The sequence below is a fragment of the Vibrio agarilyticus genome (assembly GCF_012641465.1).
Classification (GTDB): Bacteria; Pseudomonadota; Gammaproteobacteria; order Enterobacterales; family Vibrionaceae; genus Vibrio; species Vibrio agarilyticus.
In genome coordinates this window covers 195718-220295 of the sequence record NZ_JABAIK010000007.1, presented here as the reverse complement: position 1 = coordinate 220295, position 24578 = coordinate 195718, and the positions used below count along the sequence as shown (strand labels likewise).

Genomic DNA, 24578 nt, shown 5'->3' with positions numbered 1-24578 from the left:
CGGCTAATCAGAACCATCAAAGAGCAATGTATCTGGATGCACAATTTTACGTCGATGCATGAGGCCAGAACAGCGATTGGCAAGTGGCTTGATTTCTACAATACAGAACGACCACATCAAGCTCTGAATATGAAAACGCCCGCTAAAGCGTATGAATTAGCGGCTTAAGTTGTCCAATTTCGGCTGGGTCATTACATTAGAGTCTAAATTGAAATAACACTCACCCATCATAATGATAGAGCTCTGTTTCTAACACTGACGTAACTTTGTAACAGAACCAGACAATATTGAGTGTAAACTTTGATCATATAGTATACCCAGTGAAGGTCTCAGTAGGAGTAGCTTTATCGTCGTCCTAGCACGTTTCTGTCCAAAGGTGTGCTGGCGGGGCATGTAACACGAAATTGCCCCGAAATGAGTTGCAAGATACAGAAATGATTCTCTCTAAAAAGTCACTGGCTAGAGGCACAAAGTAATGAAGTGTGATACTACTCTCGGAGAAAGGTCAAATTATGATGGTATGATCTTAAAGCTAAATGCGTTATTCTTTTAAGGAGGTTTGATATGAAAGATAGTCTGATTAATACATGAATGATTTAAGTCCACTATGGCAAGAAATTGAAGATGATGCATCGTACAAGAGATTTGCAGATTCTTTACGAATAATTTCTCGTTGTAATTTCACCTTCCCTACTTCTCTTGCTATTAGATGGATCAGTGCTTTAGAAATGTGTTTAGGGCTAACACCCTTTACTATTTCTAAAGCGGATAAAAATTGGGCTCCAGACTATACCAAAGATATAATAGTTTTAAATTGTTCGAACGAACTTCATGAAGATATTCATTTCGATTCCATATCTTCTAGTGAGTCGGAATTTATAATTAAGTTGAAATCTTCTATAGAAGAAATCCAAAGCGAACTTGTTAATTATCAATTTTTTACTAAAGAAGATAGTTCTAACAAAAGCAGTACAAAAGTTAATATTAAAATAGAAGTGCATCGCTATGAAGTTTTTTCTAGAAAGATTACTTTGATAGCACCTTACGAAAATAAGAAGTTTGATAAGTCAGAATTTTTACTTGGCTGGGTTGGCAGTAATAAGTTATTTTTGACTTCATATAATTTAAACAATGGTCTTTATCATCAGCCCACCTCAAATAGTGTAGGAAAGTACATCACGTTCCGTAATAACCTACGTAGATATCTTAGTGATGATCGAAACGCCAGATATCGTAAAAATTACGACCGTTTCTATAACATGGATACAAGATTGGAAAATAGTCTCTTACAGGCTCTTGAGTGGGTAAAAGAATCACTGATAACAATTGAAAATAAAACAATAACAACGGGTGGAACCGACTATCCGTCCGATGATCTATCAGATACTTGTCCGCACTTTATGGCGGCTATTACTTATTACCAAGAAAAGCGCAATAAAGTTACAGCCATGATTATTGAAGATTCAAATCGAACTAGTAAGTTAGGATATAAAATTATTTCCTCTCCTGACCAATTAATGCTTTATATCAAAGAAGGAATTAAATTATTAAGAAAGGATAAACTGTCTTACTTACTCGATGATGAAAAATTTCGTAATGAAACTGCAATTAACAAAAGATTGAGTGATTTCATCAATTTGCAACCCAATGTAACCGCTAAGATAGAGGAAGATGATGGTGCAAGTTGTATAGATTTACTGGTCAATAATGTTCAAGATAAATTTATTTCTGATTTAGCTATTGAAGCAAAAATTGCATTTAAAGATGGTAAATTTAAAAAAGATGATGTCGATAAGGCAATTTTTACTCAAGCGGCATCTTATGCCGAAGGCCATAACAGAAAAGCATGTGTTGTACTCTACGCTTTTAATGCTGAACTTGATAAGATAAAAAGTGAAATTAAAAATGTTGTAAATAACAGTGGAGCAGAAATGAATCCTGCTTCATTCGATAGTTTTAATCATTTTAAAATCACAAAAAAAGACGCATTCAAAATTGATCTTTTAGTCGTCATCTTGCACTCAAAAAGCAATACTCAAAAACATAAGGACAAGAAAAAGAAAAAATAAGCCATCACATAAGAGCCCTTATCACCAAGAGTACCCGCTGAAGTACTGCCGTTTCAGTCTAAACTACCAGTTCTCACCTTGATTGTTATGGATATCTCGTTAGCTCTGTGGTGAGCAAAAATAAAAGATTAATGGTATTGATGTGTCGATGTATACGATTGGCACATACATAAATCAGGTTTAAGAGTCTTCACCTTACTTAAACTAACCCGTTATTATCTAATTTACTAAAATACGTAACTCAAAAATGTCCAAAAATGATTTTGACCGTTCGCGGATGGCCTTGTGTGCTTGACGCATAGCCAGAATTTCTTACTGAATAGTTTTGGGATTAGTTTGCGGTTTTTATGCTTTTCAGCGACTTTTGCTGCCGCGATACCTTCCAACTGCCTGTAACTGGCGACTCTTATATTGTTTTTAGTAGCCAAACACTAAAAGCACAATGAGTGTTGTCGCCAGCCCAAGTGATAGGCGCTGCCAAAAGAGTAATGGGTTACGCTCAATCAAAGGAATTATTGGGCGTGTTTTTTTTACGACATTAGGTGAGGTTAACTCAAACACAAACTCAGATGCAGCGTGATAGCGTTTTCGAGGCTGAATTTGCAGCGCTTTTTGCAAAACGCAGTTTATTGTTACGTTCCTATTTGAATCAAGCGTGTTGATTGAAGTGTATTTGAGTGCTCGCTGCTGTTTGGGTGAGCGCGCGCGGCTGACCATGCCATTGTAAGGAAGCTTATTGGTCAGCAGATAATAGCCAATCGCGCCGAGTGAATAGAGATCCGATTGCGGTGTCGCTGCATGCCCGACGAAATATTCGGGCGCTGTAAATTGCATGGTGCCCTTAATCACTGATGCTGGATTGTCTGTTAATCCCAAAATGTGGGTGGCGCCAAAATCAATGATGGTGATTTTCTCGTTTTCATCAATCAATATATTTTCAGGCCGAAGATCTTGATGAATCATATCGTGGCGGTGCATGGCATCAATCCCCTTGGCGATTTGAATCATAATGTGTTTCCAGTTTGATAAAGCACAAGGGGAATTTTGTTTCAGCCATTGGGCTAGTGTGATTCCTCGAACGTATTCGCTGAGCGTGTAAAGATAGTGGCGCTCTGGCGCGGGTAGGCTTTTAAGCAGGTAAGGGCTGTGAAGCCTGCGCCCGACCCATTCTTCAATGCATAGGCTCTCAAGCGCCGCTTCATCGTCTCGACTTTCCGCAGACGGCAGTTTTATGACCAACTCGGTATCATCCGTTGCTCGCTTTGCAACAAAGAGATGGCTACGACTGGTGATGCTCAGTTCGCGTATTAAACGAAGATCGTCAATGGTATCGCCGCATTTTAGTGCTGGTGGTAAGGGCAATCGACTCGATGAAAAAAGGTCAATTGGCTCAGACGAATGGGGTAAGGGGCCAATTTTAACCAATTGGACAGAAATATTGTCTGCACTGCCGTTATCTAATGCAAGCGTGGTAAGCGTTTGGGCGCATAGAGTGAGATTTTGTGGTTGATGAGTGAGTTGCTCAATGAGCGCCTCTTCACTGACATGCTCATAAAATCCGTCACTGGCAAGAATGTATATATCGCCTGTCTTTGCCTCAACGCTCTGATAATCAAGATTCAAATGAGGGTTTAGACCAAAGGCATTAGCAAGATAGTCGCTCTCTGTGCCGAGTTTATTTCGATGATCGCGTGTAAGCTGCTCTAGATGGTTTTCAGAAAATCTTAGTATGCGAGTATCGCCGCAATGAAAAAGGTACACGTGGCGCTGGTGAAGAATGAGCGCGCTTAACGTGCACACGTAGCCTTTATTAAAATCAAAGCGAAATTCACTGTTTCGCGTTTGTGCATAAAGCCAGTAATTGACGGCGGTAAGTACTTTGATGGCGGATTTTTTTACCGTCCAGGCATCGCTGGTACAGTAGTAATCTTGGATCAAGGTTTTCACTGCCGTTTCGCTGGCAATCTGACTGACGTTGCTTGAGCTTATTCCATCCGCTATCGCAATAAGAGCCCCCTTGCGTTTCATAGCGGATGGTTTTGGTATTAACGCGCCGATGAAATCTTGATTTATCGGCTTGAGACCGGCAATCGAAGCTTGTCCCAGTTCAATGAGAGGCGGTTTTGAACTCATACTGGTAACTCATATTGATGACTTCGATGCACGGTTCATTAACGTGTGTTTAAACGGTGTTATGCCAACTGCTCCTTTACTTTGAGCTTGCGCTCGGCGTTTGTGCGCACGTGCGTGATGTAAAGTGGCAAGCCGACCATGAGTAGTCCACCAACTAAGTTGCCAAGTGCGGTAGGAATTTCATTCCAAATAAAATAATCGACAACGGTAAATTCCCCACCCATGATCATCGAAAATGGGAACAAGAACATGTTGACGATAGAATGCTCAAAGCCCATGAAGAAAAACAGCATGATCGGCATCCACATCGCGAACATTTTCCCTGTTGCAGAGGTCGATATCATCGCGCCCACAACGCCCATAGAAACCATCCAGTTACATAACATGCCGCGAATGAAAATGGTGAACCAACCTGCCAAGCCGTGCTCCTGGTACCCAAGGGTTCTGGACTCGCCGATGGTGCTGACCTTTTGTGCTAGCACACCGCCATCAGTGTTGTATCCGTAGGTTAAAATGAACGAGGCAAAAAACGCGACAGTGAGAGCGCCAGCAAAGTTGCCGAGAAACACCAGACCCCAATTACGCAGCATCTGATCGACGGTGCAACCACTGCGTTTATCAAGCACAGCGAGGGGAACTAACGTAAAGACGCCGGTGAGCAGGTCAAATTTCATCAGATAGAGCATGATAAAACCGACCGGAAAGAGAATTGAGCCAACCAGTACACTACCGGTTTTGACGATCACGGTGATCGCAAAAAAAGCAGCTAGAGCTAAAATTGCACCTGCCATAAAGGCACGCACGACCGTATCTTTGGTCGACATGAAAATTTTTTGTTCGCCAGCATCAACCATTTTGGTGACAAATTCACGGGGTTCAACGTATGACATCGTTACTCTCCTTATAATGATGACTGTTGTTGAAATAGCGAAAACTGTGCCACAAAAATAAGTTATAAATTTCAATGTCTTTTAATCACTGTTTTCATTTTTAAACTAATCAATGCGAGCGAAAGGTGCAACTATGCACATAATTGAGACACTATTGCAGTTGCTGCTGACGTAGTTGCTCAAAAAAATGCGTCCAAGACAGGTGCTCGCGTTCCGCCGCAATGGAATAGTCACTTGGGTTATTGAAATAGCCTTGTTCAATGCTCTGATAGATACCGGCGATGACGGTGCCAATAAACTGACCGAGTTCATTGATTCGTTCAATTTTGAATGCGTCGACACTCATATTTTCGTATTTCAATGTCGTGCTAAAAGCATGATTGAGGTATTGGCATAACTCGCTTTGAGTGATTGGCGCGCCGTTTAAGTTGTAGGTTTGGCCATTATGCTGTTGGCCAGTGGCCATTTTGGCATAGGCCCAGGCGAGCTCATTTCGTGTGGTATAGCCGCATTTTCCATTACCCGCGCAGTTTCGAATGATGCCCTCACGGCGATAGTGATCTATGTATTCAATATCTGGTTCAATATAGAGGCCGTTGCGACCGATAGACCATTCTAATCCGCTGGACTTTATATCCATTTCGGTTTGTCTATTACTGGCAACCACAGGAGCAAAGTCGTTACCTTCAGGGTTTCCTTGAATGCTGGTGTAAATTAACTTCGTCACACCGGCCTTTTTTGCGGCATTAATTACGTTGCGATGTTGAGTAACACGACGTTGTGGCTCGTCATTGCTTGAAATGAGCACTAATGTATTAATGTTTTGCAACGAGTGCTGCAACGTAGCGCCATCGTTATAGTCACCCGGTCGAATGTCAATGCCAAGGTGAGACGCATGCGCGGTATTTCTTGATAATCCAACCAGTTGCTGTGGGCTGACAAGTTCTTTAAGGGCGTAAATAATCGCGCTCCCGAGCTGTCCGCTTGCGGCGGTAATCGCAATATTGGTCATTCATGTCATCCTCTTGGTGAGCGTGCGTAGGGTAAAGGCTAGTTATGCTCCTAGGTTGCCGCAAGTGGTTAACCCCTTCCTATTTGAAACTGAAGCGATATTCGCTTTTCACCTATCGGCCTCTCCAAATTGCGCTGAGATAAAATTCTGTTTTTCTAAAATCAGGGTAATAGTTTGCGGCTATTGCTCCTATCTTTCACAGACATGTTGCAACGATTTGGCCTTGCTCGGTGAGGGGTGAGGAAAAGGAGTCCATAATGAGCTCAGAGCAAAATCACCAAGTGGTTAATGAGTTTTTTCAACGTTTCTCCAACGGGGATGTACCAGGGGTGCTGGAGCTACTCACGCCAGATGTTGATTGGCGGATGATGGGACAGCAAGGTGGGCTACCGGTATCTGGTAATATGGATCAAGAAGGCATAAAAGGCTTGATGGCCGGTGTTAAAGAGACTGTGATTGACCATTTGGCGATGACCCCTAAGGGTTGGACTATCGATGGCGATCGCGTTGCGGTGGAAGTTGAGTCATTTGGTAACATGAAAAATGGGAAAACGTACAACAATTTGTACCATTACCTTATTGAAATGAAACAGGGGAAGATTTGGCGTATTCGCGAGTATGGCGATACAGATCAAGTGCGTCGCGTTTTCCTTGAGCCATAGAGTGGCAAAGGGGTGACCAAGATAACGCGTAACGAACACCAAGACGGAGCAAGGCTTGATTGGGGGTCAGTTCGTCTTTGGTTGCGTTATCTGGTCATTGTGCTCGCGCCTAGAGCCGTCACTAGGCGCGACTGTGTCGATTCAACTCATGATGGTTTGGTTTACATCGATTCGGCACCCATCTGCGCTTCATTCGTTGAATTTTTATCCGCATTGGTTTTGCTACCAAAAGCGTTGAGTTTTTCAGATAAGGCCAGCATTACGCCGCTGAGTAGTAGCAAGATGAACGGAAAATAAGCAAAGGATAGCGTGTCCAGCGCAAAGCCCATCATAGGCGGCACTAAGGTCGTACCTGTGTACGCGGTCGCCATTGAAAGAGCGATAACCGCTTGAGAGGCGTGGGCGCCAAAGCGTTTGGGTGTGAGATGAATGGTATTGGGGTATATAGGCGCGCAACCCAGACCAATCAACACTAAGCTCCATTGATTGAGCACCATAGGAAGTGGCGCCAAAACGCCAATGACGCCCAACAAAATGATGACCGCGCCGTAACGGATCATTTTCGCTTCATCAAAACGATCCGCAATCATGCCACACAAAAAGCGGCCGATGGTGATCCCAAGGAAGTACATCGCCGTCCAGAAGGCGGCGTCACTGGCAAGCATGCCTTTTTCAGTGGTGAGATAGCTGGCGGCCCACAATCCCGTCCCGGCTTCCAGCGAACAGTAACAGCAAAAGACCAACATTTGCAGTTTTACCCCTTTGATTTTCAATGCGGTTCGATTGGAAATCATCGCCGTAGAAGAGGACTCTTCTTCTTGGCTCACTGTCGGAGTAATGGCTTTTTTCCAAAGAGGTAAGGTGGCAAAAAGCACGATGACTAGCGCAAATTGAATCGCAGAGAGAACCGCGTAACCTTCGCGCCATCCACCATTGACGGCCAAATAGGTTGCCATAATTAATGGTCCCGTTGTGGCGCCGACTCCCCAAAATGAGTGCAAATAGTTCATATGCTTCGACTTGTAATGCAGCGCGACAAAATTATTGAGCGCTGCATCGACCGCCCCTGCGCCCAAACCGAGTGGCACAGCAAGGAGAACGAGCACAAACAGATAGTTGGCACTGGTGAAACCAAGTAGCGCGGCGGCCGTCATTAGCACACTAACGGCAACCACTTTTCCGGTACCAAATCGTTGTATGATTCGAGTTGCCGCAAGGCTAGAAATCACCGTACCTGCACTTACGATAACCGCAACAAAGCCGGCTGCATCAAGTGAGGTGGAAAGATCTTGGCTTATTACAGGCCAAGACGAGCCAAGCACTGCGTCAGGTAAGCCAAGGCTAATAAACGCAAGATAAATTAGAGCAAGGAGCAATAACATAATAACAAGGTGAGTAATAAAGAAGTGCTAGGAAAATACGCTCATCACTGTGCTTTCTCCATAGCAATTCTACTCGGAACTATAAAAATTCTACCTAAACACCACAAATTGCGAAGCATCTATCATTTTGATTCTGCGCTAATGATGGTGTGATTGAGTAAACCCTTTATGGTTTTTATCAGTAAGAGGGCAATCAATAGCGTGACACCCAAAAGCAGCGCGTATGAGAGTGACAAGAGAAAGGGGCTTGCAATCAGTGTCGCCATTTTTGAGGTTGCAAGAGTGAGCGCTGCACTAGGAAACGAATATCCCCACGATGAAAGTGAAAACGGAACTCGAATAAAACGGGGAATGCTAACCAGTAAAAATAAGCCGATGAACAGCGCCACGTAGTAAAGCACACGAGCAAAATGATCGATGCCATCGATAAGGCTGGTATAAGAGACAAACGCGATAGAAGGTGGCGCTAATAAGATAAATAACATCGGCGTCATTGGCAGCGGTAGCGGCTCATGAAAAAAGAGGCGATTGAGCACGATAGTCAGTATCACCAACCAAAACACAATGCCAATACTAAAAAAGAACCAACTCAACTCAATGAACCCCAATTGACTTCCAGTAATTGGCGCAATGATATTGCCGACGATGGGTATAAACCAAGCGGGATTAACATGGGTGATTTGAAAGTGTTGATCGTATATCCAACGGCTTAGTACATAAAGGGTCAATAATAATTGTACACCAGAGCCGAGTCCCCAAAGTGGCAGGGCAAGCGATGGGGTGCTTTGCCAAATCGCAGAAAGTAATAGCAAGCTGATTGAAAATGCAGGAAAAAAGTTGAGCATGACTGGGTGGTTCTGCTCTGCTCGTACGGCGTCACGATGTAAAACTGTTTTTAGAAAGTAGAGTGCACAGACAATGAGTGCGATCACCGTTGTTATGGCCCCGAGCCATTGGTAGATATCGGGCGCTATGTTTCCTGCCACACTTTTCCAAGCGAGAGTCAGACCACTAAGGCCCATCACGACGGCAAAAAAGACAATTGGAAAAAAGGGTAAGCGTGAAGGCGCGTGCTGACGCTGCGCGTCCATTTCTAGAAAGTCCATAACAAAAATCCTGAGTTATACCTATCAAACGAATACGTTAATGCTCTATTAGTCATACCAATTGAAGTGAATCGTGGCTCACACTCGGTTGTTGCCTACCTGCATTTTCAAGTGGTTTGGGTATAACACGAATCATAAAGCAAAAGGATGCGCAAAAACGCGCAAAAATCATAATGTTCAACTTTGCAATTTACCCTTTATGATTCAAGAGTGAGCTTACACTTCTCAGTGCGTCAACTAGGCTTATAGCCAAGTAAAGCCGCGGGGTGAAATCATGAAACAGTACGATGTTATTTGGATTGGAACAGGGCAGGCGACGCTTACCGTTGTGCCTCGACTAAGCGCAGCAGGTAAGTCGGTGGCCGTTATTGAAGCCAATCAATTTGGTGGAACGTGTGTTAACACAGGCTGCACTCCGACAAAAACCTTAGTTGCAGCGGCGCGAGCAATTCATCAAGCGGGGCGAGGCGCTGACTTTGGGTTTAGCACGGGGTTACTTCGAGTGGATTTTGCTAAAGTGATGGCGCCGCAGCAGCGTAATCGCGCCAGTGCAACACAAGGAATTGAATCGGCGCTCAAAGCATATTCTTTGTGTGATGTCTTTTATGGTGAAGCGCATTTTATTGACTCCCATACCGTTCAGGTGGGCGACACAGTGCTTACTGGAACAGATATCATTATTAACGCGGGCTGTCGCCCCGCGCCGTTTATGCTGGAAAACCGCGATGGGGTTGACATTTTAACCAATGAAACTCTGCTTGATCTTACCGTGCAACCGGAGCATCTCGCGATTGTTGGAGGCAGTTACATTGGATTGGAATTTGCGCAAATCTTTCGTCGTCTTGGTAGCCAAGTCACGGTCTTAGAGCGCGGTTCACAGCTTATGTTTCGTGAGGACAGAGATATTGCGCAGATTGCGAGTGACGTGCTGAGTGATGAAGGCGTTATGCTGCATTGTGGTGCCGAATTGAAAAAAGTGAGCCGTCAGCATGGCCGTTTGCCGGTCTTAGTTGAATATCAACAAGATGGCAAAGAAAAACAGCTTCACGCATCTCATTGCCTTTATGCAGCAGGGAGGGTGCCAAATAGCGACCGACTAAATTTGGGTGCCGCTGGCATTGAGTGTGACGAACATGGCTACATCAAAGTGAATGACTGGGTTCAAAGCTCGCAAAGTCACATCTACGCGCTGGGTGATATTAATGGTTGTGGTGCATTTACCCACACATCGGTAAACGATGGCGAGATTTTTTGGGATCACTACAGTCGTCAGTTGGGCATTAATCCTGAGCCTGCCGAGTTAGATCGCAGATTGAGCCTGCGCCATATCATTTATGCGATGTACATTGACCCGCCGTTAGCTCGAGTGGGTTTAAGTGAATCACAAGCGCGGCAAAGTGATAGAGAAATTCTTATGGCGACACTGCCGATGGAGCGCATTGCTCGTGCTCGCGAAAAGCAGGAGACCAAAGGGTTGGTGAAAATATTGGTTGATGCACAATCAGAGCAAATCGTTGGCGCAACCGTATTTGGCACTGGGGGCGATGAAGTGATTGGAATATTCGCAGCCTATATGCAATCACAAGTCTCTTACAAAATTATGCGGCGCACAGTATTTCCTCACCCCACTGTGAGTGAACTTATGCCTTGGGTTCTAGACAATTTGCAACCGTTGGCGGGATCATCTGATTCCTGAGTCGTGGGGGGGTAAGGGTGCGACATAAACGCCATGGCGTGGGCTCGATGCCTTTCCCACGTGAAGTTGCAGCGTTGTTGGTTTGCATTCTCGAACCTCATCACGTCGTCGGTCTATGGTCACGAAGTGCGCAGAGGCTTCGTTCGTTTGCCGCCTACCTGCAACGCCAAGTTGTTTGAGTATATTAGAAAAACTTGAAGGCTAACGCTTGACCAATACCTAATTTTGCTGCAAAACGCTGACTGAAATTTTTATCATTAAGCGACAATCATGATTGCAGTAATTTTCGAAGTCACTATAACCCCAGGAATGACCGAGCAGTATTTAGATTTTGCTGCTCAACTCCGGCCGCAATTGGCTGAAATTGATGGTTTTATCTCGATAGAGCGTTTTCAAAGCCTATCAAATGAGGGCAAAGTGCTCTCGTTATCCTTTTGGCGCGACGAAGAGGCGATTGCTCAGTGGCGACGTGTTGAGGCGCATCGTTTGGCGCAAATGAGTGCTCGAGAGCGTGTGTTTCAAGATTACCGACTGCGTGTTGCGGGTGTCATTCGCGACTATGGCATGAATCAGCGCGATGAAGCGCCTGCAGGCAACCCATTCAATTAATCCTACTCATATCGCAGCATCGGCAATCTCCCACTTAACGTTGCTGCGGTGTTGCTTGGCGCTCACGACCCCATCGCATAGTCTATTTATGCTCATAACGTGCTCAGAGGTTTTGTGCGCTTGCCGCATACCTGCGCCTTCACGTTGTTTGGGTAGAATCCCTTTCCTTCTTAGTATGAGAAAAGTTGTAATTTCTCGCCAGTGAGTGCTTATATTTTTCTGGCTTTACAATATGTCATTTAAATAACCTACTGATAATTAATTTAAAATTAATACTAATTTTTTCTCTCTGTTTTTCCTGCCTAGTTAAAATGGATTAGGGCAACTATATTCTTCTTGTACATGGTCTTTATGCAATCAAGCTAATATCAAGGAGAGTTCTATGTTTTTAAATCTGTGTGTTAAAGCTGAAATGGTGGTGCGTGATTTTATCGAGCAGCGCGATGGTGTGACGGCGATTGAGTACGCTCTCGTAGGCGTTGCTATTGCAGGCATTGTCACCGCAGTGTTTGGCACTAATGGTGACCTTGAAAAAGCGCTGGATGAAGGGATGAAAACGATTAAAGATAAAATGAAATAATGACTAGAGATTAATAGGAAATGGCTATTTTATTTCTCTTTTTATATTTAAAAAACAATAAAATAGTCTCATCTATTAATATTTAACATTCTAATTGAAATCATTTAATTGTTTTAAAGTGGAAAATAAGGAGATAACTATGTTTCTTGCAACGTGTGTAAAATTTGAAATGTTGGTTCGTGATTTTATTGAGCAACGTGAAGGGGTTACGGCGATTGAATATGCATTAGTCGGTGTGGCGATTGCTGGGATTGTAACGGCTGTATTTGGTACCAATGGCGATTTAGAAAAAGCACTGGATGAAGGCATGAAAACCATCAAAGACAAAATGAAGTGATCGCCGCCAATGATGATCGCAGCGCTGATGATATTCTCGCTCATTGCCTGCTACTATGACTGGCGATGGCGTATCATACCCAACCTGCTGTGCGCTGCGATCTTACTCACCGGATTTGTCATCATTGCTTTTCGTGGAGATTTTCCCCACTGGAGCGCGCTGCTTATCACTTTTGTCATCGCGATTGCTTTGTGGCGGTTTCGTATTTGGGGCGCTGGTGACAGTAAACTTCTTCTGGCGTTTTTTCCTATGATAGACAGCCAATTTTATATCGCTACGATTGCATTTATCGGTTTGACAGGTTGTGCAACAGCACTCATATTTTTACTGTATCGACGTTTAAGCCCGTGTTGCAAATTTAACAGTGTTCCGTATGGTATCCCCATCGCGTTAAGTTGTTTTGTTACTTCCGTCGCTTCGTTTTAAGAAGGACAGATAATGATGAAATTGCTGATCCCGGTGGCCTTGATCGCCATCGGTGCTGGTCTCTATGGCTTATCACAGCCCTATTTTAATCAATCTAGCCAAGCGCCATTGGTTGAGTTAGCCGCTGAAACAGCGGTGCCTCAAGTGACGGTGTATGCGTTAGCCGAGCGGATTTCTCGAGGCACAGTGGTTTCCAAAACCCACTTCGAATTGCGCCAAATCGACCAACCTAAAGCCTTACAACTCGGAATTGACCCGAGCATGCCTCTCAATTTAACGCCAGGAAGCGTTGCCATTCAAGATATTGCTGCGGGTACCTTAGTTAGCCCGTCATTGTTTATTACCCCTAGTGATCCTGGTTATATCGAAGCCATCGTTGCAAAAAATAAAGTGCCCTATGCGATAGAAGTCAGTACCAGCAATATGGTTGGAGGAATCATTACTCATGGCGCGTTTGTTGATGTGGTCGCTTTGTCATCAGAGCAGCAAAACTTAGCCAATGACGAGACCGTCACTGGGTATAAAACCGTGTCTATTGCTCCGGTGCTTATGGCAGTAAAAGTACTCCAAGTCAGTGCCGAACTGCCCAATGAATCATCGCGAGAGGTGTTAAACCCTGCCTATACGACTTTGATTCTCGAATTGAGCCAGCGTCAAGTGGCAAAGTTGGCCATCGCCAAAAATATCTCACAACTTGAAGTACACAAATCATTAGGTCGCCAAGAGGCGAGCGATTTACAGGCCAATTCCGGTGATGTGCTGCCGGATTATCGCGCCATCGTCGAGTTCCGCGGCGACACAATCAAAATTAAGTAAGCAGACGTGTCTAGGGGGCAGGGATGAAAAGATGGGCAAAATATGGATGGCTCTGGGTCATGTGCCTAGCCAGTTATGCCAATGCCGCGCGAATTGTTAATTTGGCGGAAGGGGATGCAAAGGCAATTGCAACACAAGTTGAAATTGGTTCGGTGTTTGTCGCCAATCCTGAGGTGGCAGATTACCAAGTGATTGAAAAAAATAAAGTGGTCTTCTTTGGTCGGACCATAGGTAATACCGCCTTTATGGTGTTTGATAAAGACGGCAAGACACTGATAAACCGCAAGCTCGTGGTCAATAAAAGTTTGCACCATATCCAGCAGCAGATTCAATTGCGCTACCCCAACAGTGATGTCTCGATTTATAACCTCGGTGAGCAAGCCGTGTTAAGTGGCACGGTTGCATCGGATGAAATACGCGAGCAAATCTACCGTCTTGCTGGTGAATTACTCGGGATGGAGGCCGAAATCACCAATGTTAATTGGGACTTGGGCGATCAGATCTATGAGATGCAATTTATGCGTCGTTACCGCTTTCCGGGACTGGTCAATAACATTGATGTCATCACCACCAAACAAGTTAATGTGAAGTTGACCATTGCCGAAGTGACGCATCGATTTTTAGAAGAGTTTGGGATTGAAATTGGTGTATTAGAGCCCGGCGTATTTGTTGATCAGCTCACCCGTTTTAGCGCAAGCGACATCATTACGGTGATCACCGCCATTGGTGACGATAACGTTGGTCAAGTGCTTGCTGAGCCTAACTTGTCGGTAATTTCAGGTGAGACCGCCAGTTTTCTTGCTGGTGGAGAAATTCCGGTCGTGACGGTTATCGACGGGGCAACGGATGTGGAATACCGAGAATATGGCGTCCGTCTAGAGCTCATGGCCAAGGTGCTGAGTGATGAGAAAATCATGCTATCTATGCTGCCAGAGGTGAGTGCGTTAGATAATCAGTACGAAAATGAAAACTACGATTTGCCCGCACTGCGCACTCGCCGCGCGCGCACAACCGTAGAGCTCGGTGATGGGCAAAGTTTTATCTTGGGTGGTCTGTTAAGTACAGAAGATCGGGAAACTTTACGCCGAATTCCCTATATCGGCGACATTCCGGTTCTAGGGGGGCTGTTTCGCAATACCTCAACCGAGCGCACCAAAACGGAGCTGATTATTGTCGCAACCGTCAATCTGGTTCAGCCGATACACCCATCGCAAATTCAACTTCCCACACTGCAGCGCAGCTCCAACCTAGAGCGTTTTTTCAATATCAAACTTGGTTATCCAAAAGCGGCAAGTGCTCATGTGCAAGAGGTGCTCGCCACCGGAGGGTTTAAACAATGATGAACGCAATTCGCTTCGCATCGCACCGCGCGGTGGTGATTCGTTTCTTATTCGCCGTGTTTATGAGCAGTGCGGTTGGGTGTGCCGAGCATATATCGGAGCGGCAGGGCCCAACGTTTGATGTTATCCCAATTAGTTATGGTTATCAGCTCACGATTAAACACGAGTCGCAAGCGTGGGAGCAACTGCTCGATTACGTCGATCAGCATTGGCAAACCATTACCCAAGAACCCGTCACCATAGTTTGGACTTCTGTGAAGGGGAAAAAAATGGCTCAGCGCTTAAAGCAGCATCTGCAAAAAGCTGGGGTGAGTGCTGAACAAGTGGTATTAAGTGGCTCGCAACAGGCGACGCAGCATTTTGATCTTGGACTTTCGATGACGGCGCACCATGTGCTATCGCCGCTGTGTCCTTACGCTTCGATTGGCGAGTATGGTGCTATTGAGGGAGGGTGCGCGCCAGAAAGCGGGCGCTGGCAAAGCATGGTTCATCCCGAAAAAATGCTTGTTAACCCTAACTGGGCAGAATAAGGAGTCTCTATGTTTGATTTGGTTGATGTACTAAAAAAACGTGAAGAGAGCCCCAATGAGGTCGTGCGTCATGTCTCTTCTGTCGCGTTTTACCAAAGTGACGCTTGCCGACTACTGGTTGCTGAAGCGTATCGATTTGAAGGGTTGGAACAACCGGAGTTTCATCCACTCACCGATGACAAAGTGACCCAACATGCGCGGGTGGAATCACTTGAAGTGATCATCATCGAACTTAATCACAGTGACGATGTGGCGGAGGATGCGGCGCGGCTAAGACAGCTTTTGCCTAATGGTGCCTCTTTAGTGGTGATTGGCAGTGAAGACTGCATTTCAACCATTCGTAAACTCAAATCTATGGGAATTTATTACCTATTTTGGCCGATTAATAAAAATGAACTGATCGATTTTGTACTCAGTGTACAAGAAAACGTCCGTGGTAATCGCGGGCTCAGTAAAAAGCGTCGAGCGAAACAAATAAGTTTTATTGGCTGCAAAGGGGGCGTCGGAACCACATGGCTTTGCGCTGAAATGAGCCACCATCTGGTTAACAAACGAAACAGTTCGTGTGTCGTGGTCGATAATGGCTTTTACAGCAGTAACCTCGACATCATGATGGGGATAGAAAAATTTAAAAAACGAGAAATTCGAGCTGGTTCACTCGTTGCTAATCTCGATTTTACCTCGTCACAGAGCTTATTGACCAAGCAAGGGAATCAGCTTTCTGTGCTTGCATTAACCTCTCAAGACATAGCGTTTAGCGAATTGCAGGAATACAGCCGTCATGTTACGGCGTTTGTCTCTGAGGAAGTCAACTTTGTGCTGGACGACCTATCCGCCAGTGCGGTCGCCACGCTTTCAGCGCACGAGATCGTCGATACGTCCGATTGTATCATTCTTGTTGTTGCACCGACGATTTCATCACTACGTGAAGCCGCAAGGCTTAATCATCTGTTGCAAGCCGAGTCCGAAGCGACCGGACAAAAGGTGCGTACGTTGGTGGTCTTAAATTACAACCTGCCAGCGGTCAACGCTACGGTGACGAAAACCGAAGTTGAACAATACCTAAGGCGCCGAGTTGATGTGGTGGTGCCATTTATCAAAAAAGTCGATGCTCAAATATTGGACGATAAACGAATGAGCGATGCTCGTGGCAAAAGTGGTCGAGCTTTGCAAAGTTTAGCCGCATCCATTTTTGGTGAGGAAACCCCAAAGCGCCCTCTGTTATCCCTGTTTTCATAATATGACGCGCAATGTGTAAAAACGCATAAGGAGCAAAGATGCAAGGGGCGAAAGAGATTTATCGAGAGCTGCGCAAACGCATTTTTGATGCGCTCGATCCTGAGGTGATCAACCGATTGGATACTCGTCAGCTATCGGAGCAGTTGTCGCAAGCGGTCGCAATGCTAATTGATAAAGAGCAGTTGCCAGTCCCTGCGACGTTGCGTTCCGATTTTGTGCGCAACTTAGTGGATGAGCTACGAGGCCTCGGGCCGCTACAGATGCTCATGGATGACGAAGAGGTGAGTGATATTATGATCAATGGGCACGAAAGTGTCTTTGTTGAACGCAACGGTTTGGTTGAGCCTTGTCAGGTTAATTTTGTCGACCATGCTCAACTGCTGGATATTGCTAAACGGATCGCGGGACAAGTGGGCCGGCGTGTTGATGAGTCGCAGCCATTGTGTGACGCGCGTTTAGCCGATGGCAGCCGCGTGAATATTGTGATCCCGCCAATTGCTATTGATGGCACCTCGATTTCAATTCGTAAATTTCGCAAACAAGCCATTGATCTAAAGAAACTGTCTGAATTTGGCGCTATGAGTCCGGAGATGGCGCAACTGATGATGATAGCGTCTCGTTGTCGGCTTAACATTTTGATTTCTGGTGGCACAGGGTCCGGTAAGACCACAATGCTAAATGCCTTGTCTCAATATATTTCTGAAAAAGAACGCATTGTCACGATCGAGGACGCTGCAGAGCTGAGGTTGATGCAGCCACATGTGGTGCGTTTAGAAACACGTACGGCAGGCATTGAAAATACTGGCGCGATTTATCAACGTGATTTGGTGATCAATGCGCTGCGAATGCGACCTGACCGGATTATTGTCGGTGAGTGCCGTGGCTCTGAAGCCTTTGAAATGCTGCAGGCAATGAATACGGGGCATGATGGTTCCATGTCAACCCTCCATGCCAATTCACCGCGCGATGCCATTGCTCGTGTTGAGGCGATGGTCATGATGGCAACCAACAATCTGCCATTAACCGCGATTCGTCGCACGATAGTCAGTGCTGTTGACTTGATTATTCAAGTGAGTCGTCTTCACGATGGAAGCCGCAAAGTGATGAGTATTGCTGAGGTGGTGGGCATCGAAGGGGACAATGTGGTTTTAGAGGAGATTTTTCGTTTTCAGCCACAAGCGGGTGAAGAGAATACTCACAAGGTTCAAGGAAACTTTATTACCCCTGGGCTGATGAAACGCTCGGTGCTGGTGGAAAAAGCGCGATTTTTTGGGTTGCAATCTCAGCTTGAATCCCTATTCGCCATGGGAGCGACAACATAATGTTTTTGCTCTTGATTGGTGTTGGAATATTGCTTCTTGCGTTAGCGATGCGTCAACCAAAGAAGAAACGTCGCTACATTGAAGAGTTCAATCGCACCATTTTGGTCAACAGTGTCATCAATGAAACAGGCCAAGCGGTCGACATCAAATCGTTGACCGATAAAACGTGGCGGCAACGCATGCAAGACCAATGGCACAACGTGCATCAACAGATAGGGCGTTATTCGTATCTCAAAATCGCACTCTTGATGGTGGTGCTATATCTTGCTGCAGTTGAAATTAACAGTCGTTTTTTTCGAGGTTCGCTGTTACTGGTTGTGATATTGACACAGGTCGTTGGGTTAATTTGCGCTTATTTATGGTTGCAGCAACGTGAAAAACAGACGTTTGAAGCCGCGTTTCCCGATGCACTCAATATGTTGGCAAGCGCTGTTTCGTCGGGTGAAAGTATCATGCATGCCATCGTTTATGTCGGTAAATCTTTAGACAATGCGGTGGGAGCTGAATTTAAACGAATGGGCGAGCGGCTTCAGCTTGGCGAAAGCCCAGATGAGGTGTTGAAAAAATCGTGTGCACGATTTCCCTATCCAGCCTTTCATTTTTTTGTGATCACGTTGCGTGCCAATATGCAGCGTGGCGGTCAGTTAAAAGCGGTAATCACACGTTTAAATCGTTCGATGTTTGATGCGCGAGCGCTCGATAAGAAGAAATATGCTCTGACGGCAGAAGCGCGAATGTCGGCCAAAATTGTCTGTGCAATCCCCTTTATCTTCTTATTTTTTATGCAGAGTATGAGCCCGGAAAACTACGAGTTTATCATGTTCAATGAACAGGGAAGGCCGATTCTCTATTACATGCTAGGCAGTGAATTGATTGGTATGGCGATCATCTGGTTACTCATGAAAGGGGTACGATGATGACTTCACATTGGCAATGGCTTTCCTCGACCACTGCGCACTGGCTTATTTTGGTCTGGGTTGGTGTCATTGTGTTGGCGTCAATTGGTTATCACGTCATGATCCGCGTCGCGCGCCAGCGGCGTTTGCAGCGATATGGTTTAAGCACGGCTAAATCAATGCGTGGGCATCAACTTTTGCATTCGTTTAACAGTGTTATTGGCAGTGTCGTCTCTCTATCCGAAAGTGATGTGCGAGAAAAAATGATAGCGGCAGGCATTTACCATGGCCGTTTTGATAAATGGTTGTTTCCATTGAAGTACGGTGTGCTCACGTTGGGAGCGCTAGGGTTGATGTTTGCTTGGCTACAAGGGCAGCTCGAGCCGAGTCGGCTTTTGCTGTACGCCAGTGTATGGATGGTGGTCTGTTTGCTTGGACCGGATTGGTATTTAACGATGCGTAAGCACAACCTGCAACGCGGCGTTTCAGATCGTTTGCCTTATTTGCTCGATTTGATGGGTGTCTGTGTACAAACCGGCATGACGATTGAATCGTCAATGCGTTATCTCGCGGCAGAAATGGAAAGTTTTGATCCAGATTTAGCATATATGCTCAAAAAGACGAATGAGCGCGCGATGCTGGTGGGTATCGAAGCGGCGCTGAATGAGTTGTATGACCGGATTCCTACGGCCGAAATACGTAGTTTCGTTATGACGCTGAGCCAAAGCTTGCAATATGGTTCGTCAATTTCAAATGTATTGGCCACCTTGTCTGTCGATATACGTGAAATTCAAATGCTCAACTTGGAAGAAAAAATTGGCAAATTAGCCGCGAAAATGTCGGTGCCGCTGATCTTATTTATTATGTTACCCATTGTGGTGTTGATTACTGCGCCGGGTATATTGCGTTTGATGTCTGGGGCTTAGGGAGGCGTTATAACAATGTCACTGAATTTACACCAAGGCTGGGTACTCGTGATAACGATCATGCTACACGGGTGTGTGTCGGGGACCATGACTCAAACCGCTCAGGCTACGTTTACTGCAAAAGCGGATTTACTGCATGAAACTCAAGACTATCCACAATTGATCACCCATTACAAAACGTATTTAAAACAAAATCGTGATGACGTTACGATTCAAATGGCGTTAATCGATGCCTATTTATTGGCAAACGATCTTGATTCGGCGGATTTTCATTATCAGCGTTTGAATAAACAAAGCCAGACGTCGGCCGAAGGGTATTGGCTCGGGGCGAAAATTGCTTTTGCGAAAAACCAATTAGATGTAGCGATTGAGCTTGGAACCCAAGCGTTGGCGCTACGTCCAGATTTCGCCGAGGTCGAAAATTTACTTGGCATGGCGCACGCATCAAAGGGGGATATGAACCGTGCTTGGCATTATTTTTATGCAGCGCGGGAAAATTTATTTGACGATGCCACCATCAAGAACAATCTAGCGGTTATCGATATTTTGCTTAAAGACTATCAACTGGCCATTTCTCGGTTGGAACCGCTTTATCAGGCTGGCCGGCGCGATGACACGCTGATTGCCAATTTAGCGTTAGCTTATGCTAAAGCTGGACATTATGAGCCTTTTCAAGCGCTTTATATCAATCGCTATAATGCTTCCGAGCGTGAAGCATTATTTGTCGCGCTTCGCATGGCAGTCACGAACGGAGCCCCTTCATCAGTGGAGAGTCCATAATATGAAGGCGAGACCCACGCGGCGGTTACAGGCGAGTAGTAGCGTCGCCATGAAATGCAAGTGTCTTATTACAGAACGCAAGACTAAGCGCAGTCGTCAATCTGGGGTGATTTCGATTGAGTTTGCATTGGGTTTTTTCCTGTTTTGGCTCATGGTGATGGCATGGGCTGAGTTGAGTTATATGTCGTATGTCTCTGCGGTGAATGATGTTGCGATAGCAGAAGCATCCCGTTCGGCCAAAAAAGGCACTCAGGCCTATATGGACGCATTTGAACGCCAGCTTAAAAAAGATGACAGCTTTTGGGGGGGATTTATGGACAAAAACCAGTTTCGTGCCTCAGTTCGCTATGTGCAAGACATCAACGCGTTAACCCAAGTTCAAACGATCTGCCTTCCGCCTCAAGGTGAACAAATGGCGGAGTGTGGCGTTGCGCAAAACTCCGCTATCGCCATTTATTATGTCGGGTATCAATTTGACAGTATATTTGATTATTTCATTGATACTAAGGAGGTTTTTGGTCGAGAGGTCATCGTGGTACAGGAGTATGAACGTGATCAATTCAACTATTAAGCAGGCGGGGACCTTCACGATAGAGTTTTCGTTAGTTGGGATTTTTCTCGGCGTTTTGTTTTTGTTTTCGGCCGACATTATTGAAAAGCTGTCGATGAAGGGCAAGCTAGATAGGTTGTCTTACTCCGCAACGAGTTTGGTTAAAGAGCGAACGCAATTATACGGTGAAAATTATCTTACCTCTTCTCAAGACGCGGATCTGGTGTTTAGGGTGGTGCGTGATTCGTTAACAAGGACAACGGGTTCATTTGATGTCGCGCGCTTTGGAATGGTGCTTGAAGAGCAAACATACGCCTCCGACCACTCGGCGAATAGCCTAAAAACCTTACGTCGCGGTACGTTAGCCTGCACAATTACCGCGCCCTTATCTCAAGTAGAGAATGATCTAACCGTCGTCACGTCTTGGGGGCGCAAAGCCACTTTGTACCGTGTGACCTTGTGTTATTCGACTGAAAATATGGTGGAGAAAGTGTTGGATAATGGTTTTGCGATGGTCTCATCCAGCGCGGTGGTGGTCGGTCGATGATGAATACTCAAACACAACAAGGTCATGCCGCGATTTTATGCTTGCTATTAATTCCTGCGCTGTTTGGCCTTTTTAGTCTCGCGACGGATGGGGCGCAAATGTTGCAAGATAAAGCGCGCTTACAAGATGCACTTGAAGCGGCCAGTCTTGCGATTGCCGCGCACAATGATGATAACGAAGATGACGGCTCGGGAAACGGAAGCGCGGTGAATCAACGTATTGCGCGATCTTACGTTTCGCACTACATGACGGGGATGGAAGAGATTGATGCTTTAAAAATCATCAAATTAAGCTGCGAGCAAATTCCCGATTGTGTCACTGGTTTGGCTCAAGGAAACTCGCGCTTTTTTGAATATCAAGTGACCGCCACCACGGATCATGATCCTTATTTTTCTGGGCATTTTGATGCTAGTGAAAAAACCTATCAGATTGGCGGGGAGTCAATTGCGCGCAAATATCAAGACAATGCGGTCGATGTGGTTTTTGTGGCCGATTATTCGGGGTCAATGGGGTGGGATTGGTCTGGTGGCAATCAATATAAATACCAAGATTTACTCGATGTTATCGATGCGGTGACGGTTGAACTGCAAAAGTTTAATAACATCCTTCATGCCGACGATAACACAGTAGCCTTGGTTGGCTACAATCAATATGTTCGACTGCAAAATGGGGATGGTGCGGGAAATACCTGTTTTGTCAATGAGCTTCGTTATACTGCAGGGCTTTTAGATTATCGAAAAACGGTCACTCAAGTGTTTGTGCCCAAAGTGGGGTGCGTGAACAATACGAGTGCGAGCTTTCATGATGTATTACCGACCACAGATTTTGAATCATTTAATCGCGTTATTGGGCAATTTCGTCCCGGTGGTACAACATCGTCAATTCAAGGGGTAATTCGAGGAGCACAATTGGCAGCGTTGGGAAGTAATCCGCGCCGGCTGATGATTATTCTTTCTGATGGCAATGATTATGGATCAACGTCGGGTATTCAAAATAAAACGATTGCGAACAATCTTTATGGCAGCACCTACCAAATTTGCCACAAAATTCGTAGCGAATTGGATAGACAAATTTCCGGTAATCAGCAAGTGGTTTCTCGAATTGCAGTCATAGGATTTGATTACGATGTTGCGAGTAATCGCGGTTTGCAAGATTGCGCAGGGGCAGAAAATGTATTTAAAGCACAAAATAAGAATGACATTCTCAACAAAATACTAGAATTGATTAGTGAAGAGATTGGTCATCTACATTAATTGAAATTTGTGAGTTTCAGTAAATAACGCTGTAACTTTAAGTTTCAAGGGTAAGGAGTAAAACATGAACCTAGTGAAATACAGTGTTCTTTTATTTGCGCTGCAGCCAATCACTTCGCTGATGGCGCAAGACGCTACGGAGATTATTCGTTATTGCGCCAAGCCAGGCCTCAACGAGCAACAAAGTGTTCGATTTGGCGCGCCACAAGCTGTGGCCTTGAACCAAGGCGGCTTTATGTTGCTCGAAAAAGAGAGTGATTATGAGATAACTGAGGCGCTTATTGAGCGAGCGCTTATTGAGGCGGGTATTGATCCTGATTGCGCCGAATACTTGTTAACGAAGAGTCAAATCACGCATTACGATGCGGGGGAGCTTGTGGCGCGGGTCTATTTTGCCTTTGACCGAGCCGAATTAACGCAAGAGTCGCAATATGTACTAGATACACTAGTCAGTAAAATGCGTGGGCAAGAACAGTTTTTGCTTCTTGAAGGACACACAGATAATGTGGGAACCGCTGTGTATAATTTTGACTTAGGCTGGCGGCGAGCGACGAGTGTTAATGATTATTTAGTGCAGCAGGCGCTTGCTCCAAATCGTTTAGAGGCAGTGTCAAAAGGCGAAAATGAGCCGATTGCGACTAATCAAACGGCAAAAGGACGTCAAGCCAATCGCCGTGTTGATGTGGTGATATTAGAATAAAAACTTATATCCCAATGAGACAGTTAACAGACTAAGTGATAAAGAAATGGTTCTTTGAATTAACTTTGGACCATACTTTATTGCAGAAGAACTGCCTAAGTGATTGCCGAGAACATTCATTACTACAAGAGGGATGGCAAGCATATAAAGCACATTTTCCGAAATGATAAATGCGACTAAGGCACCAATGTTGGAAGAGAAATTAAATAATTTTGATGTAGCAGAAGCGGCCACAAGATCAAATTTTAACAAATAGTGAAGTGCTAGAATTAAAAAGCTGCCAGTTCCCGGTCCAAAAAAACCATCATAAAAACCAATAATAAACACCGCAAGAGGAACGCCGATAAAGAGGGTCATGGGGTTTATTTTGTCATCATTCGCTTGATGCTTTGATTTTTTGGGAATAAAGGAGAGTATAATACCAAATGGCAGCATGGCTAAAATGATTTTACCAATTGTATTTGGGTCAAAATACAAAATGGCTTCTGCGCCGATATAAGCACCAATAAGTCCTGCGGGAATACCAGTTGCGGCCGCAGTCCATATTACACGTTTATTGCGAATAAAGTTTCGCATAGCCGCGATGGTTCCTAGAGTACTGACAATTTTTTCTTGGCCAAGCGCCACTTGAGGCGGCAAACCGGCCAATATAAAAGAGGGTACTAGTATTAAACCGCCGCCACCTGCGACAGAGTCAATAAAGCCTGCGGCAAAAGCTGCCGCCATTAAGGTTAATAAAACTAATAGAGTAATATCGCTACCGAGCCATTCCATATT

The 24578-nt window shown here is 45.1% G+C and carries 26 protein-coding genes; 20 read left to right on the top strand and 6 right to left on the bottom strand.

What is annotated here, in order from left to right; genetic code table 11:
• Positions 1-6: 6 nt before the first annotated feature.
• Positions 7-168 (top strand): integrase core domain-containing protein, encoded by a 162-nt coding sequence (locus HGP28_RS19430; protein ID WP_369333941.1) that lies wholly within the window; start codon positions 7-9, stop codon positions 166-168.
• A 419-nt stretch (positions 169-587) separates the two neighbouring features.
• Positions 588-2069, top strand: a complete 1482-nt coding sequence (locus HGP28_RS09350; protein WP_168836179.1) for a hypothetical protein — start codon at positions 588-590, stop codon at positions 2067-2069.
• A 417-nt stretch (positions 2070-2486) separates the two neighbouring features.
• On the opposite strand, the gene HGP28_RS09345 is transcribed toward HGP28_RS09350, so the two are convergent.
• The 3 genes from HGP28_RS09345 to HGP28_RS09335 form a co-directional block, all read right to left on the bottom strand.
• On the bottom strand, positions 2487-4202 hold the full coding sequence (locus tag HGP28_RS09345) for a bifunctional protein-serine/threonine kinase/phosphatase (RefSeq protein WP_168836178.1): 1716 nt from the start codon (positions 4200-4202) through the stop codon (positions 2487-2489).
• A gap of 59 nt (positions 4203-4261) precedes the next feature.
• Entirely contained in the window at positions 4262-5092 is an 831-nt protein-coding gene (locus HGP28_RS09340) for a formate/nitrite transporter family protein (protein WP_168836177.1), read from the bottom strand.
• Positions 5093-5243: 151 nt separating this feature from the next.
• The gene (locus HGP28_RS09335) at positions 5244-6104 is read right to left on the bottom strand and encodes an NAD(P)H-binding protein (RefSeq protein WP_168836176.1); all 861 of its coding nucleotides are present in this window, start codon (positions 6102-6104) and stop codon (positions 5244-5246) included.
• Between the two features lie 257 nt (positions 6105-6361).
• Between HGP28_RS09335 and HGP28_RS09330 the strand changes: the two genes are divergently transcribed.
• Positions 6362-6766, top strand: a complete 405-nt coding sequence (locus HGP28_RS09330) for a nuclear transport factor 2 family protein (RefSeq protein WP_168836175.1) — start codon at positions 6362-6364, stop codon at positions 6764-6766.
• Between the two features lie 161 nt (positions 6767-6927).
• Here HGP28_RS09330 and HGP28_RS09325 read toward each other — a convergent pair whose 3' ends face one another.
• Together HGP28_RS09325 and HGP28_RS09320 are read right to left on the bottom strand one after the other, a co-directional pair.
• Positions 6928-8148 carry an MFS transporter gene (locus HGP28_RS09325; RefSeq protein ID WP_211091938.1) on the bottom strand — a complete coding sequence of 407 codons (1221 nt, stop codon included), beginning with the start codon at positions 8146-8148 and terminating at the stop codon, positions 6928-6930.
• Positions 8149-8270: 122 nt separating this feature from the next.
• Positions 8271-9254 (bottom strand): SLAC1 anion channel family protein, encoded by a 984-nt coding sequence (locus HGP28_RS09320; protein ID WP_246225666.1) that lies wholly within the window; start codon positions 9252-9254, stop codon positions 8271-8273.
• A gap of 274 nt (positions 9255-9528) precedes the next feature.
• Between HGP28_RS09320 and HGP28_RS09315 the strand changes: the two genes are divergently transcribed.
• The 17 genes from HGP28_RS09315 (at position 9529) to HGP28_RS09235 (ending at position 23801) form a co-directional block, all read left to right on the top strand.
• Positions 9529-10950, top strand: coding sequence for a mercuric reductase (locus tag HGP28_RS09315; RefSeq protein WP_168836174.1), 1422 nt, complete (start codon positions 9529-9531; stop codon positions 10948-10950).
• 270 nt (positions 10951-11220) lie between these two features.
• Positions 11221-11559 (top strand): antibiotic biosynthesis monooxygenase family protein, encoded by a 339-nt coding sequence (locus HGP28_RS09310; RefSeq protein WP_168836173.1) that lies wholly within the window; start codon positions 11221-11223, stop codon positions 11557-11559.
• 382 nt (positions 11560-11941) lie between these two features.
• Complete coding sequence (locus HGP28_RS09305) at positions 11942-12139, top strand: Flp family type IVb pilin (RefSeq protein WP_168836172.1); 198 nt, start codon at positions 11942-11944, stop codon at positions 12137-12139.
• Between the two features lie 139 nt (positions 12140-12278).
• A complete protein-coding gene (locus HGP28_RS09300) occupies positions 12279-12476 on the top strand; it encodes a Flp family type IVb pilin (RefSeq protein ID WP_168836171.1) in 198 nt (65 codons plus the stop codon).
• A gap of 9 nt (positions 12477-12485) precedes the next feature.
• A complete protein-coding gene (locus tag HGP28_RS09295; RefSeq protein ID WP_168836170.1) occupies positions 12486-12902 on the top strand; it encodes an A24 family peptidase in 417 nt (138 codons plus the stop codon).
• Positions 12903-12914: 12 nt separating this feature from the next.
• Positions 12915-13718, top strand: coding sequence for a Flp pilus assembly protein CpaB (gene cpaB, locus HGP28_RS09290; RefSeq protein ID WP_211091937.1), 804 nt, complete (start codon positions 12915-12917; stop codon positions 13716-13718).
• Positions 13719-13741: 23 nt separating this feature from the next.
• Positions 13742-15058 (top strand): type II and III secretion system protein family protein, encoded by a 1317-nt coding sequence (locus tag HGP28_RS09285; RefSeq protein WP_168836169.1) that lies wholly within the window; start codon positions 13742-13744, stop codon positions 15056-15058.
• On the top strand, positions 15055-15588 hold the full coding sequence (locus HGP28_RS09280) for a hypothetical protein (protein WP_168836168.1): 534 nt from the start codon (positions 15055-15057) through the stop codon (positions 15586-15588). The genes HGP28_RS09285 and HGP28_RS09280 overlap by 4 nt, the downstream gene beginning before the upstream one ends.
• A gap of 9 nt (positions 15589-15597) precedes the next feature.
• Positions 15598-16827: a CpaE/TadZ family protein gene (locus HGP28_RS09275; protein WP_168836167.1), complete on the top strand. Its 1230-nt coding sequence runs from the start codon at positions 15598-15600 to the stop codon at positions 16825-16827.
• 38 nt (positions 16828-16865) lie between these two features.
• Entirely contained in the window at positions 16866-18149 is a 1284-nt protein-coding gene (locus HGP28_RS09270) for a TadA family conjugal transfer-associated ATPase (RefSeq protein WP_168836166.1), read from the top strand.
• The gene (locus HGP28_RS09265; RefSeq protein ID WP_168836165.1) at positions 18149-19066 is read left to right on the top strand and encodes a type II secretion system F family protein; all 918 of its coding nucleotides are present in this window, start codon (positions 18149-18151) and stop codon (positions 19064-19066) included. The genes HGP28_RS09270 and HGP28_RS09265 overlap by 1 nt, the downstream gene beginning before the upstream one ends.
• A complete protein-coding gene (locus HGP28_RS09260) occupies positions 19063-19971 on the top strand; it encodes a type II secretion system F family protein (protein ID WP_246225664.1) in 909 nt (302 codons plus the stop codon). The genes HGP28_RS09265 and HGP28_RS09260 overlap by 4 nt, the downstream gene beginning before the upstream one ends.
• 15 nt (positions 19972-19986) lie before the next feature.
• Positions 19987-20751 carry a tetratricopeptide repeat protein gene (locus HGP28_RS09255; RefSeq protein WP_168836164.1) on the top strand — a complete coding sequence of 255 codons (765 nt, stop codon included), beginning with the start codon at positions 19987-19989 and terminating at the stop codon, positions 20749-20751.
• Between the two features lies 1 nt (position 20752).
• The gene (locus tag HGP28_RS09250; protein ID WP_246225662.1) at positions 20753-21322 is read left to right on the top strand and encodes a TadE/TadG family type IV pilus assembly protein; all 570 of its coding nucleotides are present in this window, start codon (positions 20753-20755) and stop codon (positions 21320-21322) included.
• Positions 21297-21848, top strand: a complete 552-nt coding sequence (gene tadF / locus HGP28_RS09245; RefSeq protein ID WP_168836163.1) for a tight adherence pilus pseudopilin TadF — start codon at positions 21297-21299, stop codon at positions 21846-21848. The genes HGP28_RS09250 and tadF overlap by 26 nt, the downstream gene beginning before the upstream one ends.
• Entirely contained in the window at positions 21845-23101 is a 1257-nt protein-coding gene (locus HGP28_RS09240) for a TadE/TadG family type IV pilus assembly protein (RefSeq protein WP_168836162.1), read from the top strand. Before tadF ends, HGP28_RS09240 begins: the two co-directional genes overlap by 4 nt.
• Before the next feature lie 64 nt (positions 23102-23165).
• On the top strand, positions 23166-23801 hold the full coding sequence (locus tag HGP28_RS09235; protein WP_168836161.1) for an OmpA family protein: 636 nt from the start codon (positions 23166-23168) through the stop codon (positions 23799-23801).
• On the opposite strand, the gene HGP28_RS09230 is transcribed toward HGP28_RS09235, so the two are convergent.
• On the bottom strand, positions 23793-24575 hold the full coding sequence (locus tag HGP28_RS09230) for a sulfite exporter TauE/SafE family protein (protein ID WP_168836160.1): 783 nt from the start codon (positions 24573-24575) through the stop codon (positions 23793-23795). The genes HGP28_RS09235 and HGP28_RS09230 overlap by 9 nt on opposite strands.
• Positions 24576-24578 lie beyond the last annotated feature (3 nt).